Source organism: Streptomyces sp. NPDC026659, assembly GCF_040638245.1.
Classification (GTDB): Bacteria; Actinomycetota; Actinomycetes; order Streptomycetales; family Streptomycetaceae; genus Streptomyces.
Genome location: NZ_JBEZXY010000005.1, coordinates 83,285 through 101,450, shown reverse-complemented (window position 1 = coordinate 101,450; position 18,166 = coordinate 83,285). Strand labels below are relative to the sequence as shown.

General features: G+C 72.6%; 14 protein-coding genes and 1 riboswitch. Of the genes, 10 read left to right on the top strand and 4 right to left on the bottom strand.

Going from position 1 to position 18,166, the window contains the following annotated elements:
- Positions 1-53: 53 nt before the first annotated feature.
- From AB0E91_RS14610 to AB0E91_RS14595, 4 genes are all read right to left on the bottom strand, one after another.
- Positions 54-1,178 carry a hypothetical protein gene (locus tag AB0E91_RS14610; protein WP_361780372.1) on the bottom strand — a complete coding sequence of 375 codons (1,125 nt, stop codon included), beginning with the start codon at positions 1,176-1,178 and terminating at the stop codon, positions 54-56.
- 75 nt (positions 1,179-1,253) lie between these two features.
- Positions 1,254-2,996: a M48 family metalloprotease gene (locus tag AB0E91_RS14605; protein WP_361780369.1), complete on the bottom strand. Its 1,743-nt coding sequence runs from the start codon at positions 2,994-2,996 to the stop codon at positions 1,254-1,256.
- A gap of 158 nt (positions 2,997-3,154) precedes the next feature.
- On the bottom strand, positions 3,155-3,871 hold the full coding sequence (locus AB0E91_RS14600; RefSeq protein WP_361780366.1) for a hypothetical protein: 717 nt from the start codon (positions 3,869-3,871) through the stop codon (positions 3,155-3,157).
- A 280-nt stretch (positions 3,872-4,151) separates the two neighbouring features.
- The gene (locus AB0E91_RS14595; protein WP_361781302.1) at positions 4,152-4,844 is read right to left on the bottom strand and encodes a hypothetical protein; all 693 of its coding nucleotides are present in this window, start codon (positions 4,842-4,844) and stop codon (positions 4,152-4,154) included.
- Positions 4,845-5,032: 188 nt separating this feature from the next.
- Between AB0E91_RS14595 and AB0E91_RS14590 the strand changes: the two genes are divergently transcribed.
- From AB0E91_RS14590 to eno, 10 genes are all read left to right on the top strand, one after another.
- Positions 5,033-7,444, top strand: a complete 2,412-nt coding sequence (locus AB0E91_RS14590) for an N-6 DNA methylase (protein WP_361780363.1) — start codon at positions 5,033-5,035, stop codon at positions 7,442-7,444.
- 134 nt (positions 7,445-7,578) lie between these two features.
- Positions 7,579-8,205: a hypothetical protein gene (locus AB0E91_RS14585; protein ID WP_361780360.1), complete on the top strand. Its 627-nt coding sequence runs from the start codon at positions 7,579-7,581 to the stop codon at positions 8,203-8,205.
- A gap of 38 nt (positions 8,206-8,243) precedes the next feature.
- Entirely contained in the window at positions 8,244-9,737 is a 1,494-nt protein-coding gene (locus AB0E91_RS14580) for a serine/threonine-protein kinase (RefSeq protein ID WP_361781299.1), read from the top strand.
- 204 nt (positions 9,738-9,941) lie between these two features.
- Positions 9,942-10,769: a glycoside hydrolase domain-containing protein gene (locus tag AB0E91_RS14575; RefSeq protein WP_361780357.1), complete on the top strand. Its 828-nt coding sequence runs from the start codon at positions 9,942-9,944 to the stop codon at positions 10,767-10,769.
- 141 nt (positions 10,770-10,910) lie between these two features.
- Positions 10,911-11,546 carry a SurA N-terminal domain-containing protein gene (locus AB0E91_RS14570; protein ID WP_361780354.1) on the top strand — a complete coding sequence of 212 codons (636 nt, stop codon included), beginning with the start codon at positions 10,911-10,913 and terminating at the stop codon, positions 11,544-11,546.
- Between the two features lie 160 nt (positions 11,547-11,706).
- Complete coding sequence (locus tag AB0E91_RS14565; RefSeq protein WP_361780351.1) at positions 11,707-12,693, top strand: nucleoside triphosphate pyrophosphohydrolase; 987 nt, start codon at positions 11,707-11,709, stop codon at positions 12,691-12,693.
- A 60-nt stretch (positions 12,694-12,753) separates the two neighbouring features.
- Positions 12,754-14,046 carry a cytochrome P450 gene (locus AB0E91_RS14560; protein ID WP_361780348.1) on the top strand — a complete coding sequence of 431 codons (1,293 nt, stop codon included), beginning with the start codon at positions 12,754-12,756 and terminating at the stop codon, positions 14,044-14,046.
- 206 nt (positions 14,047-14,252) lie between these two features.
- Positions 14,253-15,287 (top strand): transglycosylase family protein, encoded by a 1,035-nt coding sequence (locus AB0E91_RS14555; protein WP_361780345.1) that lies wholly within the window; start codon positions 14,253-14,255, stop codon positions 15,285-15,287.
- Between the two features lie 192 nt (positions 15,288-15,479).
- Positions 15,480-15,653: riboswitch (cyclic di-AMP (ydaO/yuaA leader) on the top strand.
- Positions 15,654-15,657: 4 nt separating this feature from the next.
- The gene (locus AB0E91_RS14550) at positions 15,658-16,377 is read left to right on the top strand and encodes a transglycosylase family protein (RefSeq protein WP_361780342.1); all 720 of its coding nucleotides are present in this window, start codon (positions 15,658-15,660) and stop codon (positions 16,375-16,377) included.
- 375 nt (positions 16,378-16,752) lie between these two features.
- A complete protein-coding gene (gene eno, locus AB0E91_RS14545) occupies positions 16,753-18,039 on the top strand; it encodes a phosphopyruvate hydratase (RefSeq protein WP_361780339.1) in 1,287 nt (428 codons plus the stop codon).
- The last annotated feature ends 127 nt before the right edge of the window (positions 18,040-18,166 follow it).

Here is an 18,166-nt window from a genome sequence, read left to right as displayed (position 1 = left end):
CCAGCGGCCCAGCGGCCCACCGGGACCGCCGGGACCGCCGAGGCTGCCGGAGGTCAGCTCCCGGTCGCTTGGCCGCGCGGTGCGGGGGCGGGGCAGCCGGCCTTCTCCCAGGCGACGAAGGTGTTGGTACGGGCGAAGACGAAGGCCTTGACCGGCTTGCCGGAGTACGTCCACGGCACGCTGCCGACGTAACCGCCGACCGCCCGGAACTGTTCGACGGCGTCCGCGTACCGCTTCGTCTGGAACAGGGTGTCCGCCAGCAGATGCCGGACCAGCGGCAGCCGGTGGTGTCCGGCGGGCGTCAGGTCCACGGCGTCCAGGGTGGCGTCCAGGGTCGGCTGCACGAACGGCTGGTTGTACACGGGCGCCTTCGAGTCCCGGAACGCGTGCTCCATCAGCGCGTACAGGCGCAGCACGGGGAGCAGGCTGCCCCGCGGGGCGTTGACCGCGGCCTGTTCGGCGAACGCGTACATCAGCTCGTGTGAGCCGCGCCACTTGGCGCACCAGTACTGCAGGGCGCTGACATGGGCGCCGAAGTGGTGGGGGTCGCGCGCGGTGATCTCGGCCCACAGCGCCCGGAAGTCCTCGTGCGACCAGCCGAGCCCCAGGGCGATGGTGATCTGCGCGATCCACGGGCTCGGGTCCTCGGGCGCCATCCGCGCGGCCTCCTGGCAGGCGGGCAGCGCCTCGGCCAGCAGCCGGTGGAAGCCCTCGAACTGCTCGGCCGTGGTGTGCTGGGCCTGCTTCGCGCCGCGGACCTTGCCCGCGAGCGTGATGAGCGCGTCGGCGTGCACGAGCGCGGCGGACGGATCGCCGGGGTACTCGGCGCGCCACGCCTCGAGCCAGGTGTCGTCCTCGGCGGCGGCGTGCACGAGGATGCCGAGCCGGTACCACCGCAGGTCCCAGTCGCGGCCCGCCCCGGCCAGGTAGGCGGCGGCCTGCCGCCAGTCGCCGGCGAGCGCGGCCTGCGCGACCGCGTCGGCCTCCGGGTCGGGGCCCGCGTAGGAGGCGTCGAGCTGCGCGGCGGGCACCAGCCCGTACTTGGCGGGGTCGATGTTCACCGGTGCCTTGGCCTTCGCCTCGGCCCGGGCGGCGCGCGCCTTGCGGGCGTTGCGGGGGATGGTGACGGCCGCGTAGGCGAGGATGCCGGCACCGGCTATGTCGATCAGGACGCTCATACCGGGTCTTTCCGATTCGGGGCCGCCTGGAAGGGGTGATCGAGGAGGCCGTAGGGGGAGGGGAGCGGGAGGCTGTCAGGCCGGAGTATGGAGCGGCGGCCAGGGCGGGTTGGGGGACGAGGGCCAGGACAGGCCGGGAGGAGGGGGTGTCGCGTGGGCGGACGGGAAGTGGGCGCCGACGGACAGCAGCGCACGCAGCGGTGCCGTGTGGGGCCGGTCGGCGGACGCGTGGTCCAGGGCCTCCTCCAGCGCCTCGGCGAACCCGTGGGGTGTCTGCTCCTGTACCGGGGGCCCCGCCCAGCACAGCTCCCACCGGCACAGCCCCGCGTCCAGCGCGGTGAGCAGGGCCAGGTGGTGCAGGGCCGAGCGGAAGGCCGTCCTGGCGAACTCGCGCCTCGCACGGCCCTTGCTCCGGGCCGCCTGTTCCGACAGGGGCAGCCGCTCCGCGACCTCGTGCAGCAGGCCCAGGTCGAGGAGGTCCAGCAGGATGTCGAGGCGGGTGGCCGCGTAGGTGGCGACGCCTCTCGCCGCGGCCACCTCGGTGACGGCCAGCAGCAGCGGATCCGCCTCCCGCGCCCAGTTCTCCCGCCGCGTCTGCGACGGCAGTTCGGCCCAGGGCACTCGCCGCATGGCCAACACCTCGCGGCTCAGTACGGCCCGCTCCAGTGCGGCCAGCACGGCGTCCGGCTCCCGGAGCAGCGCGGACGCGGGGCGCCGTACGAACGGGGTGCCGCGGCCGTCGTCGGGCAGCGCCTCCAGCACCGCGATGCGGTCGGCCGTGGGCGGATGGGAGTCGTACGGAGACCGCTCCCGGGATTCCTCCTCCGGCAGTGGTTCCCGGGCCAGTGCCTCCAGTTCGGCACGGCGTGTGCCGTCCGCGAGCAGGAGGGCGAGGCCGCCGTGGAACTGTCCCTCCGGCGGCAGCAGTCCGGCCTGCCAGCCCATCAGGACGTAGGAGTGCCGACAGAGGTCGTCCGCCGCGTCGAGCACGGGGATGCGGCGCAGCGCGGCGGCGGTGACGTCCCGTCCGGCGACCCGGGCGGCGGCCAGGTCGGCCGCGTACTCCTCCCGGCGGCTGACGGCCTCGGTCAGGCGCAGACACAGCTGGGCGTAGGCGCGGAAGACGATGGCCAGGTAGTGGTCCGGGCCCCGCTTGGGCTCCCGTCGCACCGCCGGTGTCCTGCCCGCCGCCCGGCGTCGCGCGGCCCGCGTGGCGAACGCCTTCTTCTGCTCGGCCTCATCATCCGCGGCCCGTTCCTGCAGCGTGCGCACGGTGTGCAGCAGTCGGCTGCGCAGCGCCCACACCAGGTTGGCGAGCCGGGTGTCGTGGTGCGCGTAGTGTCCCAGTTCGTGCCCGAGCACGGCGTCCAGTTCGTCCTCCGGCAGGCCGATCAGCAGCGCCGCACCGAGGAAGAGCCGCCGTTCGCCCGCGACCAGCCCGAGCCACCGGGCGTCCTCCTGCACCATGGCCACCGCACCCGGGACCACCTGTATCCGGGCGGGCGGCCGTGTGCCCACCCGCTCGGCCAGGTCGCGCACCCGCTCCCACAGCTCCGGCTGCTCCTGCGGCGTCAGCGACACGCCGGGGATCTCCTCCCGCCCGTCCGGGCGGCCACGGCTGAGCACGACGACGCGCACCACGCACCAGGCGATCGCCGCGGAACCGAGGTATCCCTCGAGCGTGACGATCGTGAAGCCCGGTCTCCGGGTCAGGATCACGTCCAGGGCCGCCACCGCGGCCAGGATGAGCACGGCCAGGAGGTAGAAGCCGGCCAGCAGTACGAGGGCGAGCGCGGCACGCGCCGCGGTTCCGGGCACCGCGCGGCCCCGCGGAGCGGTTTCTTCCGCGGCCGACCTGCCGGCCGGGCGGGACGTCGGGCGCATCGGCATCCTTCACGGGAACGAAACGGGGGAGGGAATGGGGGAGGGAACGGGGGAACACCGGTGCCCGGGCCTGTCGCCCGGGCACCGGTGTTCTACTTCAGTGCCGACAGGATCGTCGTCGTCACCTTCTTCGCGGACGCGGCGCCGTTGTCGGTGCCCGCCGTGGACATCACGGTGACGACGGAGTTGCCGGAACGGGCGGCGATCAGGGTCTGGCCGTTCTGCCACGTGCCGCTCGTCAGCGTCATCGCGTACGCCTCGTCACCGAGCCCGGCCATGGGCGCGCCCGTGACCTTCACCGTGGCGTGCATGTCGGTGTCCGTGAACGTGGCGCACTCGGTGGCGACGGACGGCAGTTGCTTCATCACGTCCTGCGCGGTGGTGCCCTGGAACGCGTCGACCTCCTGGGCGACCGACTCGGTCTTCTCCGAGTTGGCGTAGTCGTTCTGCGCGAAGGAGACGCCGCCCTTGTAGCCGGTTGTCTGGATCCAGGATGTGATCTCCAGGTCGGCGCAGTCCGGCTTGGCGGTCTTCCGGGCTGACGGGGACAGGAACTCGGCGCCGCTGTCCGCGGCGCCGTCGGCCTCCAGGGTCATCCCGGACGGGAAGGCCGACGCGGGCGCCAGCGACTCCTTCAGCCGAGTGCCGTTGAGGAGACCGGCGTTGGGGTCCTTCGCCTTGGCGGCTCCGGCGGGCTTGGCGCCCGCGGCGGTGCCGGAGTCGGACGACGAACCGGAGGAGCACGCGGACAGAGCCAGCGGGAGTGCCGCGGTGGCGATCAGCATGACGGCACGGGACGGGAGACGCATCGGATTCCTGTTCGAGTGATGGCGATTATGTACGGTATGCACTTCTGGTCACGTGAAGATCACGCGATCCCCAAAGGGAGGCCAAAGCGCTCTCGGAGGTGGCGCGGGGTGGTTCCTGGGTACCGGCGCGGGCGCGGGCGCGAGTCCGGGGGCCGTGATGCCGGTGCGGTGGGAGCGGCGGGTGCGGCGTGTTCGCGGGCCGCCGGCCGGGGCGCGCCCGGCGGGGTGCCGGGCGCGGTACCGGGTGTTCGGGTCGACGGAGGCGCCGGGGCGCGCTCGGTCAGGACGTCTTCTTCCAGTCGCCGCAGCCGGTCGTCTTGAAGTAGGCGTCCGACGGGCTGATCGTGACGACGGCCGCGCCGGTCGCGTTGTCGTTCGCGACGATCGAGTCCACGCCGTGCACGGCGTCCCTGGTGCGCTCCCAGTAGCAGTTGGCGTCGGCGCCGTTTCCGGTGGACCGGTAGGTGCCCGGCGCGATGTCGGTGCCGACCTTGAACATGCCCCCGTCGCCGTCCATGGAAGAGGCGGGCGTGCCCTTCGCCTTCGGGTCGACGGCCTCCCAGTCCTTGCAGCCGCTGGACTTGAAGAGTCTGTCGGTGGCCTTGACGGTGACGTAACTCGTGCCGGTGACGTTGTCGTTGGCCAGCAGCGAGTCGACTTCGCCCTTGGCGTCCTTGGCGCGCTCCCAATAGCACATGCCGTCGGTGTTGCCGCGCGTGCGATACGTACCGGGCTTCACGTCGGAGCCGACCCGGTAGTCGCCGTCCCCGTCGAAGGCGGCCTTCTTCTTCGCCGCCCCGGCGCCCCCCGCGCTCTTCTTCCCGCCGGGCGTGTGCCCGGCGGAGGCCGAAGAGGCCGCGTCGCCGCTGCCCGAGCCGCCGCCCTTGCCGTCGTTGCCGGCGTTCGCGGACACGACACCGATGACGACGATCCCCACGACGGCGCTCAGTGCGATCTTGCCCTTCATGCCCATGGCGAATCCCTCCCCCAAGCGGCGGCCGCCCCCTTCCGGTGGCCGCTCGTTCGCTGGGTCAATAAGAGCAGAGCCTGTGAACCGAGTCAACACGGTTCACAGAACTGGAGTTGTACACGCCTGTGAAGGCGTGGATCTTGCGTACACGGCTATGCTCGGCACACACACGGACGAGGGGAGCGCGGCGGGTGCAGGACAACGCGACAGAGGTGACCGCGGCCGGGATCGCGCGGCTCGCCGGGGTGGGCCGTGCCGCCGTCAGCAACTGGCGCCGCCGGCACGCCGACTTCCCGAAGCCGGTCGGCGGCACCGAGACCAGCCCGTCGTTCGCCCTCGCCGAGGTCGAGACCTGGCTGCGCAAACAGGGCAAACTCGCCGAGGTCCCGCTGCGCGAGCGGGTCTGGCAGCAGCTCGCCGGGCACCCCGAGGGACCGCTGACGGCACTGGTGCACGCGGGCTGTGTGCTGCTGCTGATCCACGAGCGCCCCACCGTCTGGCTCGATGTCAGCGCCGGTTCGGACGAGCGCCTGGCCGCGATGCTGCCGGAGGCGCTGAAGCGGGTGCTGACCCCGCGCTTCGGCGGAGCGCCGGATCGCACCGTTCACAGCGGCCGGCCCGCGAGCGGTGGGGCGAGGGTGAACAGCGCCCGTGGGGCGGGGGCTGTGAACGCCGCGCACGGCGCGCAGGGTGTGAATCCCGTCCTCGGCACACAAGATGTGAACGCCGCATCCGCTGCCGGTGGTGTGAACCCGGCGCACGCGACGTCCGGTGTGAACACCGGCCCGGCGACGCCAGGCGTGAACACGGGCCCATCGCCCGAGGGTGTGAACGCAGGCACCCCGTCCCCCGGTGTGAACACACCAGGTACGGCACCCACGGTGAACCCCGCGTCCACCAGTCCCGCCCCGCCGACCACGGCACCCGCGCCCACCGCCCCCGCCCCCGCGTCCGCCGCACCCCCCGCCTCCCCCACCTCGGCCCTCCGCCCCCCCACCGGCCCCCAACTCCTCCCCTCCGCCCCCCTCCTGCGCGGAGCCGCCGAGCTGGCCGCCGAGATCGGGGCGCGGCAGACCTTCGAGTTCCTCCTGGGCAGGCAACTGGACGCCAACCCGCGGCAGTACACGCTCACACCGACCGAACTCGCCGGACTCATGGCCGAGCTCGCCGGACCCGCCCGCACGGTCCTCGACCCGGCCTGCGGCACCGGCGCCCTGCTGCGTGCCGTGGACGTCCGCCCCGGCCAGGAGCTGTACGCCCAGGACAGCGCCCCCGACCTCGCCGCGGTGACCGCGCTGCGGCTCGCGCTGCACTCGCGGGCAGCGGTGCGCGCCGCGGTCGGCGACACCCTGCGCGCCGACGCCTTCCCGGAGCTGCGCGCCGACGCCGTGCTGTGCCACCCGCCGTTCAACGAGCGCAACTGGGGGCACGACGAGCTGGCGTACGACCCGCGCTGGGAGTACGGCTTCCCGGCGCGCACCGAGTCCGAGCTGGCCTGGGTGCAGCACGCGCTGGCGCGGCTCACCGACGACGGCACGGCGGTGCTGCTGATGCCGCCGGCCGCCGCGTCCCGCCGTTCCGGGCGCCGTATCCGCGCCGACCTGCTGCGCCGGGGCGTGCTGCGTGCCGTGATCGCGCTGCCGGTCGGTGCGGCGCCGCCGTACAACATCCCGTTGCACGTGTGGGTGTTGCGTCGGCCAGGCCGTACGCCGGTGACGCCCGAGGTGCTGCTCATGGACACGGGCAGGTTCGCCGGGGAGGGGCGGGGCGGCCCGGACTGGGCGGCGGTGCGGGACGCCGTCCTCGATGCCTGGCGTGCCTTCACGCGCGCGGGGCGGCTGGAGGACCGGCCCGGGCTGGCCCGTTCGCTGCCGGTGATCGAACTCCTCGACGACGACGTGGACCTCGCCCCCGCGCGCCATCTGCCGCCGGACGCCGGTGCCGACGGCGCGGAGCAGCTCACGGCGGTGCGCGAGCGTCTCGGCGAGACCCTGCGCCTGACCGCCGACCTCACCCCGCCCCCCGCCGACCCGGCCCCGCCCACGCGCTGGCCGCTCACCACCGTCGGTGAACTCGCGCGCGGTGGCGCGCTGTTGCTGCGCACCGGGGGCAACGGCGGCCACGCGCGCGTGCCCGTGCTCACCGACCACGACGTGCTCGCCGGCACGGCGCCCTCGGGCACGCTCCCCGAGAGCGGCGAGGAGGCGGTGCTGACCGAACCGGGCGACGTCGTCGTGCCGGTGCTGGGCGGCGGCTCGGTGGCGCGCGTGATCGACGCGACGACGGGAGGCGCCGTCCTCGGGCGCAACCTCGTGCTGCTGCGCCCCGACCGCGCGGCACTGGACCCCTGGTTCCTCGCCGGTTTCCTGCGCGGAAGCGCCAACAACCGGCAGGCCAGCAGCTACGCCTCCACCGCGACCCGCCTGGACGTCCGCCGGCTGCAGCTCCCCCGGCTCTCCCTGGACGAACAGCGGCGCTACGGCGCGCGGTTCCGGGCGCTGGACGAGTTCGAGCGGGCGCTGCGGCACGCGAGCCGGTTCGGGGAACAGCTCGTGCGCGGGATGTACGACGGGCTCACGGACGGCACGGTGGCCCCGGACTGAGACCGTCCGGGGCGCCGTACCGCGCCGATCGGCCGGACAACGGTTCGGTAGACCCGGGACCGGTTGTCACCAGCGGCCTATACGCTCGGATCCGGCACACAAGTCGTCCACCCAACAGGCTTCCAGGAGCAGCTATGCACGGCTCCGGCTACGCGCCGCCCAGCCCGCAGCCACCCTCGACCGGGGTACTGGTCGTGCTGCGGGTGCTCTTCGTGGCCGTGGCGCTCCTCAGCATCGGATTCCTGGCGTGGGTGGCGCCGCTCCGCGCGGCGATCGTGACGCGCAGGCGTGCCGAGTGGCTGTTCCTCGCGGGATCGGTGCTGGTCCTCTGTGTCAGCTTCGCCCTCCTCAGCACCGACAACACCAAGGACTTCAGCACCCCGAACGGCAACGCGGGCATGATCATCCTGTTGCTGAACGCCGTTGCCTGCGCCGCTTATTACCTCCAGGCGGACATCCGCCACTTCAGCCACCTCCGCCAGGCCCACGCCGGGCAGCTGTCGATGATGCCGGGCTACGCGTCGTACGCGCGGCCCGTGCCGCCGCCGTTCACCGCGACGAGCGCACCGGGTCTGCCGCAGCCTCCGTACACTCCGGTCCCGATGCCCCCGACCGCCGTGCCCCCGACCGCCGTACCCCCGCCGCCCGTTCCGGCACCGCAGCAGCGCCCGGTGCCCAGCCACATCGACCAGGTGCGCGCCGAACTGGACGAGCTGAGCGACTATCTGCGCAAGCACGACGGCCGCGAGGACGGACGGTGACGGTGACACAGGGACGGGTCGTCGCGGACCGGTACGAACTGGCCACGCTGATCGGCCAGGGCGGCATGGGCCAGGTCTGGACGGCGTACGACCGGCGCCTCGACCGGCGCGTGGCGGTGAAGCTGCTGCGCCCCGACAGGGTGGCCGGGCAGGAGGCGGACGAGCTGCGCCGCCGGTTCCTGCGCGAGTGCCGGGTGACCGCGCAGGTCGACCACCCCGGTCTGGTCACCGTGCACGACGCGGGCAGCGAGGGCGACGAGCTGTTCCTCGTCATGCAATACGTGGACGGCGCCGACCTCTCCGACCATCTCGCGGAGCACGACCCGTACCCGTGGCAGTGGGCGGCCACGGTCGCCGCGCAGCTCTGCGCCGTGCTGAGCGCGGTGCACGCGGTGCCGATCGTGCACCGCGACCTCAAGCCGCGCAATGTAATGGTGAAGCAGGACGGCACGGTCACCGTCCTCGACCTGGGCGTGGCCTCGGTCATGGACACCGACACCACCCGCCTCACACACACCGGCTCCCCGATCGGCTCGCCCGCCTACATGGCGCCCGAGCAGGCGATGGGCGGCGCGGTCGGCCCGTACACCGACCTGTACGCGCTCGGCGTGCTGCTGCACGAACTGCTCAGCGGGGAGGTGCCGTTCGCCGGTTCCACCGCGCTCGGCGTGCTGCACCGGCATCTGTACGAGCCGCCGCTCCCGGTGCGCAGGCTGCGCCCCGAGGTGCCGGAGCCGCTGGAGCGGCTGGTTCTGCGGCTGCTCGCGAAGGACCCGCAGAACCGTCCCGCCTCCGCGCAGGAGGTGTACGAGGAGCTGGTGCCGCTGCTGCCCGCGCGCGGCACCCCCACCGGTGCGCCGCTCGACCCCACGCGCCCCTTCCTGCGCCCGCACGCCCCCTGGCCGGACCGCGCCCGCATCCCGGCACCGCAGCCCGCGCCGGTCGCCCCGGCACCGCCGATGGACGACAAGCCGGACGTGGCGGCGGCCGTGGACGAGGTCAAGCGGCTGCTGGGGGAGGGGCGCATCACCCAGGCCGTCGACATCCTCGGCGCGATCCTGCCCGCCGCCGCCGACCAGCACGGCGAGCACTCCCCGGTGGTGCGCACCCTGCGCAAGCAGTACGCGGCCACGCTCCTGGACGACGGTCAGTACCGGCGCGCGCTGCCCGAACTGCGCCGCCTCGCCGACGAACGCGCCGCCGAGGCGGGGCAGGCCGACCCGCAGTCCCTGCGCCACCGCTACGAGGCCGCGCAGTGCCTGGAGCAGCTGGGCGAACCGGCGGCCGCGCTCGCGGAGTACCGCGCGCTGCTGCCGTACTACGAGAACCGGTACGTCTCCGGCGACCCCCAGCTCGCCCACGAGGTCCGCCGCCGCATCGGCCATCTGCTGCTCGCCCTCGGCGACCGCCCGGCCGCGCACGACATGCTGGCGCGGCTGCTGATGGACGTGGAGCGGGTGCACGGCATGGGCCACCCGCTGGCCGCCGACCTCCGGCGCACCCTGCAGTGGCTGGGCCAGATGCGGGGCTGAACGCGCCTTCCCGCCCGCGGAGATGTCCCGGGCGCCCCGACATTTTCCCGACTCGTGGCATGTCCTGGTAAAAATCATGGACAATCGCGGGGTTTCCGTTTTCTCGCACAGGCGTGCCGTCGATTACGTTGCACGCTGCGGACGCCGACGCGTCCTTTCGTTTCGTACACGGGTTCGTGCACGGTTTCGTACACAGGGGTGGGGATGGCCGGACACCGGCAGTCGAAGAAGGTCCGATACATCGCGTGGGCGACGGCCGGCGCCGCCGTCGTGGCGGGAGCCGGAGTGGCGGCCACGTCGTCCATGGCCGCGACGGCCTGGCCCGCGCAGAAGACGTTCACGGGGCTGGCCTTCGACACCTGCACCGCGCCCTCGCTGTCCGCCATGAAGGCGTGGCACACCGGTTACTACGGCGCCGCCGCCGTCTACGTGGGCGGCAAGAACCGCGGCTGCGCCCAGCCCAACCTGACCGCCTCGTGGGTGAAGTCGGTCAGCGCGCTCGGCTGGAAGCTCATACCGATCTACGTCGGCGCCCAGCCGTCCTGCCAGACCGGCTCCAACCCCGAGAAGATGACGGCCGCCAACGCCGCCTCCCTCGGCGCGGCCGACGCCAAGGACGCCGTGGCCAAGGCGTCCGCGCTCGGGATGAAGGCGGGCAGCGCGATCTACCTGGACATGGAGCCGTACGACACGGCGAACAAGGCGTGCAACGACGCCGTGCTCACCTATGTGCGCTCCTTCGACAAGGGCCTGCGCGCCAAGATCTACCGCGCGGGCTACTACGGCTTCACCAGCTCCAGCGCCAAGGCGATCGCCACCGCGACCGACAAGACCGACCTGCCGGGCAACCTCTGGTACGCGCTGTGGGACCAGAAGAACACCACCACGACCGACTGGCCCTGGGGCGCGAAGCAGTTCACCGACCACAGCCGGGCCCACCAGTTCATGGTGAACAGCAAGGAGACGCGCGGCGGCGTCACGCTCACCGTGGACCGCGACGCCTGGGACGCGCCGGTGGCCATCACCGGCTGACACCCCCGCCGGAGTGACGCGGCGGTGCCCGAACTCGTGGTGAATCGTTGGTCCGATGGGTTGGCCGGAGCAGATCGGCTGCCTACCATCGATCACCGCAAGACCTTGTGCACCGCCGCACAAACTCCTCAGGAGGTCCCCTTGCACCGCCGTCGCTCCGCGTTCGTCCTCTCCGCCGCGATCGTCGCCGCGGCCCCCCTCCTCACCGCCTGCGGGAGCGACGCCCACCCGGGCGCGGCGGCGGTCGTCGGCGGGCAGCGCATCACCGTCGCCCAGCTGGAGAGCCGGGTGAACGAGGTGCGCGCGGCGCAGCGGGCCGCGTCGCCCGACGAGACGCAGTACCAGCAGGTCCTCGCCTCCACCGGCAGCCTCACCCGCGACACCCTGCACACCATGGTCCTCGACCAGGTGCTGGCCCGGGCCGCGCACGACGCGGGCGTCACCGTCTCCCGCAAGGAGGTCCAGAAGCTGCGCTCCGGCCTCGAACAGCAGGCGGGCGGCGCCAAGGGCCTGGAGGCGGCCTGGCTCCAGAAGTACGGCATCGCCCCCGAGCGCCTCGACGACAACCTCCGCCTCCAGATCGAGGCCCAGAAGCTGGCCGCCAAGCTCGGCACCGACACCACCCAGCCCGCCTTCTGGAAGACCCTGTCCGAGGCGTCGAAGCAGCTGCGCATCGACGTCAACCCGCGCTACGGCACCTGGGACGCGAACAAGAGCAGCCGGGTGGACGTCAGGACGCCGTGGCTGCGGGACGCGTCGGCGACGCAGTCGGCCTAGCCTGCCGGGCGAGCCGGGCGAGCCGGGCGGCCTGGACGGCCTGGGCGGCCCGGCGTCGCGCGGCGGCTGCGGTGGTGGCCGCGGTCCTACGATCACAGGAGCTCCCGGCCCCTGTGGACAACTCGCGACGCCCTTCCGCACCGTGGGTTACGTTCGGATCGTGAACGCAACCAGCACCGAAGCCGCCCCCGGCCGCATCGTCCTGCTCACCACCAGCCACCGTGTCGCGCCCGGCCTGCTGTCCTGGCCCGCCTGGCAGGCCCTGCACGCCGCGGACGCCGTGCTGTGCGCCGACGGCGCGCACCCGCAGGTGCCGTATCTGCGGGAGGCCGGGATAGCGGTGTCGGAGGCGGCCCCGACCGCCGGGGAGCTGGTCGACGCCTGCGCGGGCGGCCGCACGGTGGTGGTCGTGGCCACGGGTGAGGGCGAGCCCGCCCTCACCGACGGGCTGGCCCGCCTGGCCGGTTCCGGCCGGACGCGGATGCCCGACCTGGAGCTGCTGCCCGCCTCCTACGACCTGCCGGGCGCCCGGCTCCTCGACCTCGTGCAGGTCATGGACCGCATCCGCGCCGAGTGCCCCTGGTCCTCCCGGCAGACCCACGAGGGCCTGGCCAAGTACGGCATCGAGGAGGCGTACGAACTCGTCGAGGCGATCGAGGCGGGCGACCGCGAGGAGCTGCGGGAGGAGCTGGGCGACGTGCTGCTCCAGGTCGTCTTCCACTCCCGCATCGCCGCCGAGGACCCGGACGCCCCGTTCGACATCGACGACGTCGCCGGGGGCATCGTCACCAAGCTCATCCACCGCCATCCGCACGTCTTCGGCGACGAGACGGCCGAGACCCCGGAGGACGTCAAGAAGCACTGGCTGCGCACCAAGGCCGAGGAGAAGCGGCGCACCTCGGTGACCGAGGGAGTCCCGCTCGGCCAGCCCGGCCTCGCCCTCGCCGCCAAGCTCGCCTCCCGCGCCCGCACCGCCCACCTGGACGTCCCCCTTCCCCAGGGCGACGGCATCGGCTACGAACTCCTGGCCCTGGCCGCCCGCGCCGAGTCCGAGGGGGTCGACCCCGAGACGGCACTGAGAGCGGCCGCACGGGTCTACCGGGATGCGATACGTACGGCGGAGGAGAACGGTTCAGGCGCCGCCTAGCGAGAGCCCGGCCGGAGCCTGGCCGGGTGTCCCTCCCCGCCCCCGGGATACCGTCGACCTGTGACCGATCAGCCCTCCTCCGACCGTCCCGGCGAGCCCGCCCCCGACCTCTTCACCTGGGAGTTCGCCACCGACCCCTACCCCGCCTACGCCTGGCTGCGCGAGCACGCGCCCGTGCACCGGACCAGGCTGCCCAGCGGGGTGGAGGCCTGGCTGGTCACGCGGTACGCCGATGCCCGGCAGGCGCTCGCCGACGCGCGGCTCAGCAAGAACCCGGCGCATCACGACGAGCCCGCGCACGCCAAGGGGAAGACCGGCATCCCCGGCGAGCGCAAGGCGGACCTGATGACGCACCTGCTGAACATCGACCCGCCGGACCACACCCGGCTGCGCCGGCTGGTCAGCAAGGCGTTCACCCCGCGCCGGGTGGCCGAGTTCGCACCCCGGGTGCAGCAGCTGACGGACGACCTCATCGGGGCGTTCGCCGCGAAGGGTTCCGCCGACCTCATCCACGACTTCGCCTTCCCGCTGCCCATCTACGCCATCTGCGACCTGCTCGGCGTCCCCCGCGAGGACCAGGACGACTTCCGGGACTGGGCGGGCATGATGATCCGTCACGGCGGCGGCCCCCGGGGCGGTGTCGCGCGGTCGGTCAAGAAGATGCGCGGCTATCTGGCCGAGCTGATCCACCGCAAGCGGGCCGCGCTGCCCGCCGAACCCGCCCCCGGCGAGGACCTGATCTCGGGCCTCATCCGCGCCTCGGACCACGGTGAGCACCTCACCGAGAACGAGGCCGCGGCCATGGCGTTCATCCTGCTGTTCGCCGGGTTCGAGACCACCGTCAACCTCATCGGCAACGGCACCTTCGCCCTGCTCACCCACCCGGAGGAGCGCGCCCGACTCCAGCGCTCCCTGGCCGCCGGGGAGACCGGCCTGCTCCAGACCGGCGTGGAGGAACTCCTGCGCTACGACGGCCCGGTGGAGCTGGCCACCTGGCGGTTCGCCACCGAGCCGCTCACCCTCGGCGGGCAGGAGATCGCCGCCGGAGACCCGGTGCTGGTGGTGCTGGCGGCGGCGGACCGCGACCCCGCGCGGTTCCCCGACCCCGACGTGCTGGACCTCGGCCGCGCCGACAACCAGCACCTCGGATACGGCCACGGCATCCACTACTGCCTGGGCGCCCCGCTCGCCCGCCTGGAGGGACAAGCCGCGCTGGCCACCCTCTTCACCCGCCTGCCCGACCTGAGACTCGCCGTCGAACCGGCCGAACTGCGCTGGCGGGGCGGGCTCATCATGCGGGGACTGCGCACGCTCCCGGTGGAGTTCACCCCGGTCGGGCAGGCGCACGAGTGAGTGGACCGGATGCGAGGTCCATCACCTGTACCCACGGAACGCGCACCGGCAAACAGGAACATGACGGACACTCAACGATGTGATCTTCACGTGATCTGTGCGGCATGAACTTGTGACAAGCGATCGTCTGCCTATACGTTCACCCATCAGTGTGGCGCCGAGCACCACTCGCCACGCCGTACTGCTGTCGTACGAAAGGCCCCCGTATGCTCTCCGGGAACGGTCGTCACCGTCGCCCCCGCCAGGCTCCGGCGCTCCTCGTCGCGGCCGGTGTGACCACCTCCGCCATCGCGATCCCGCTCCTCGGCGCGGCGAGCGCCCACGCGGCCGACGGCACCACCTGGGACAAGGTGGCCGAGTGTGAAAGCGGCGGCTCCTGGAGCGCCAACACCGGCAACGGCTACTACGGCGGCCTCCAGATCTCGCAGGACGACTGGGACAAGTTCGGCGGCAGCCAGTACGCGGCCACCGCCGACCTGGCCAGCCGCTCCCAGCAGATCTCCGTCGCCGAGAAGATCCTCGCCGAGCAGGGCACCACCCACTGGGCGACCTGCGCCCTGACGGCCGGTCTGACCTCCGACTCCGCCTCGCTGAACGTGGACACGGGCGTCGCGGACACCGCGTCCCCGAGCGCCGGTTCCTCCGACGGCAAGGACACCGCCTCGCCGTCCGCATCGGATTCCGCCGGTAAGTCCGACTCGTCCGAGTCGGCCAAGCCCTCGGACTCGCCCTCCGCTTCGGCCTCGGCCGGCTCCTCCGCCGACCCGTCGGCCAAGCCGTCCGACGACAAGGGCAAGGACAAGGACGCGGACGCCAAGGGCTCCGGCCAGGACAAGGGCGCCAAGTCCGGCGCCTCCACCGCGGTCGACGACCCGGGCACCTCCGGCGACTACTCCGTCCCGGCCTCCGAGGCGTCGGACGACGCCTGGCAGGACGGCGGCTCCTGGAGCCTCGTCGACACCGGCTCGCTCTCCGGCGGCGGCCGCCACCGCGGCGGCACCGCGGACGAGGACGTGACAGGTGGTCAGAAGGCGGACAACGCCGGGCGGCACGCCCTGCCCTCCGCGACCACATACACCATCCACGAGGGCGACACGCTGGAGTCCATCGCCGACTCCCTTGGTGTCGACGGCGGCTGGCAGGCGCTCTACTCCGCGAACAAGAAGGTCGTCGGCGGCGACCCGGACGCCCTTGTCCTTGGTCAGACGCTCAAGGTGCCCGGCGGGACGGACGGCAAGTAGCCCGATTCGGGACGGGATTGACGTCCCTCTTCTGGCTGTATGTCCGAATTGGTGAAAGTGTGGGATGAGTCTCAGAGGCCCTGATCGTCTTTGAAATTCCCCTGTGTCCCTGTCTACGGTCGGTCCGCTCGTCACCACGAGCCCCGATGACCGGAACGCCGAATCCTGCCAGCGGTCACCCGGGAACAGTCGACGCGTCAAGCGCCGCCGGCAGGAGCGGGGGAACCAAGGTAAGTGCCCGGCCCGGTGGCTGACACCGGGACGGGCTTGGGGTGAAGCCACCCCCTCCACGACGGGGAGGGTGGCCGGGCAACTCAACCGGCCCGAACCCGACAGCTCACCTCGCAGGCGTCGGTGAGGGGATCGATCCATGCTGTTTTCCAGCAAGGGCACGCACCGTCGCCCGGCCAAGGCCGTCCGCACCCTCGCGCTCGCCGGTGTCGCCGGCGCCGCGATCGCCGGTCCGCTGATGGCGGCCGGCAACGCCTCCGCCGCCACCGCCTCCGAGTGGGACGCCGTCGCCCAGTGCGAGTCCGGCGGCAACTGGGCCATCAATACCGGCAACGGCTACTACGGCGGCCTCCAGTTCTCCGCCGCCACCTGGGCGGCGTACGGCGGCGCGCAGTACGCCGCCACGGCCGACAAGGCCACCAAGGACCAGCAGATCACCATCGCCGAGAAGGTCCTCGCCGCCCAGGGCAAGGGTGCCTGGCCGGTCTGCGGCACGGGCCTGTCCAGCACGCCGTACAGCTCCGCGGCCGCGAGCACCCCGTCCACCACCACCCCGTCCACCACGGCGAAGACCGCCACGGACACCGCCAAGGCCACGGCGGACGCCGCCGCGCGCACCACCGCCCCCCAGACCGCCTCGCGCTCCGCGAGCCGTCCGGCCGCGACCGTCACCACCCCGACCGGCCAGAAGGTCAAGAAGGGTGACGGCGAGTACAAGGTCGTCAAGGGCGACACGCTCAGCACCATCGCCACGAAGCACCACGTCAAGGGCGGCTGGAAGAAGCTGTTCGACCTCAACAAGGACATCGTCCAGAAGGCCGACCTCATCTACCCGGGCCAGCTGCTGCACCTGAAGTAGCGGCCCCGCGCCGCCCGCTCGAAGGGCGGCGCCCCCGCACCCGCTCACCCGCGCCGCCCCACGCACACGGCCGCGGTGAGCCCCCTCCCCCCCCACCGGTCCCCGCCCCGGCGCGTGTTCCCCCGTACGCGCCGGAGCGGGGTTCCGCGGCTCCGCGGGCCGCCCCGGGGGTCCGTACGCGCAGCCCCCCGCACCACGGCCCTGGCCAGACCCCCCGAACCCCCTTTGTTCCGGGCGTGAACAATGAGTACGGTCTCCCTGTCCACGGGACGGTCGGTCGACGGCCGACACCCCGGGGACGGTTAGGCTCTAGTCGCAAGGCAGTGCCGCAAGGCACACCGCCCCGCACATCTCAGCGTCACATCCAAGAAGGAGATGCTCGTGCCGTCCATCGACGTCGTCGTAGCCCGGGAAATCCTGGACTCCCGAGGCAACCCCACGGTCGAGGTCGAGGTCGGCCTCGACGACGGCAGCACGGGTCGTGCCGCCGTTCCGTCCGGTGCCTCCACCGGTGCCTTCGAGGCCATCGAGCTCCGTGACGGCGACCCCAACCGCTACCAGGGCAAGGGTGTCGAGAAGGCCGTCCTCGCCGTCATCGAGCAGATCGGCCCGGAGCTGGTCGGCTACGACGCCACCGAGCAGCGCCTGATCGACCAGGCCATGTTCGACCTGGACGCCACCGACAACAAGGGCTCGCTCGGCGCCAACGCCATCCTCGGCGTCTCCCTCGCCGTCGCCCACGCCGCCTCCGAGGCCAGCGACCTCCCGCTGTTCCGCTACCTGGGCGGCCCGAACGCGCACCTGCTGCCCGTTCCGATGATGAACATCCTGAACGGCGGCTCGCACGCCGACTCCAACGTGGACATCCAGGAGTTCATGATCGCGCCGATCGGCGCGGAGTCCTTCTCCGAGGCCGTCCGCTGGGGCGCCGAGGTCTACCACACCCTCAAGAAGGTCCTGAAGCGCAAGGGCCTGGCCACCGGCCTCGGCGACGAGGGCGGCTTCGCCCCGAACCTCGGCTCCAACCGCGAGGCCCTCGACCTCATCCTCGAGGCCATCACGGAGGCCGGCTACGTCCCCGGCGAGCAGGTCGCCCTGGCGCTCGACGTCGCCGCGTCCGAGTTCTACAAGGACGGCAAGTACCTCTTCGAGGGCAAGGAGCGCTCCGCCGCCGAGATGACGGAGTACTACGAGGAGCTGGTGGCGGCCTACCCGCTGGTCTCCATCGAGGACCCGCTGTTCGAGGACGACTGGGCCGGCTGGAAGGTCCTCACCGACCGCCTCGGCGACAAGGTGCAGATCGTCGGTGACGACCTGTTCGTCACCAACCCCGAGCGCCTGGCCCGCGGCATCGAGGAGGGCATCGCCAACGCCCTGCTGGTCAAGGTCAACCAGATCGGCTCGCTGACCGAGACCCTGGACGCCGTCGAGATGGCCCAGCGCAACGGCTACAAGTGCATGATGTCCCACCGCTCCGGTGAGACCGAGGACGTCACGATCGCCGACCTCGCCGTCGCCACCAACTGCGGCCAGATCAAGACCGGCGCCCCGGCCCGCTCCGAGCGCGTCGCCAAGTACAACCAGCTCCTGCGCATCGAGGAGATCCTCGACGACGCCGCGGTCTACGCCGGCCGCAGCGCGTTCCCGCGCTTCAAGGGCTGAGCATCTTCGTAAGGGCTCAGCTCTCCAGCTAGGGCTGAGTCCGCGCGGGAGTCCGCTCCCGCCAGTCGTCCTACGTCCCCGGACCCGGTCCCGTACCGTGTCCGGGGACGTACGCGTGAACGGGAGG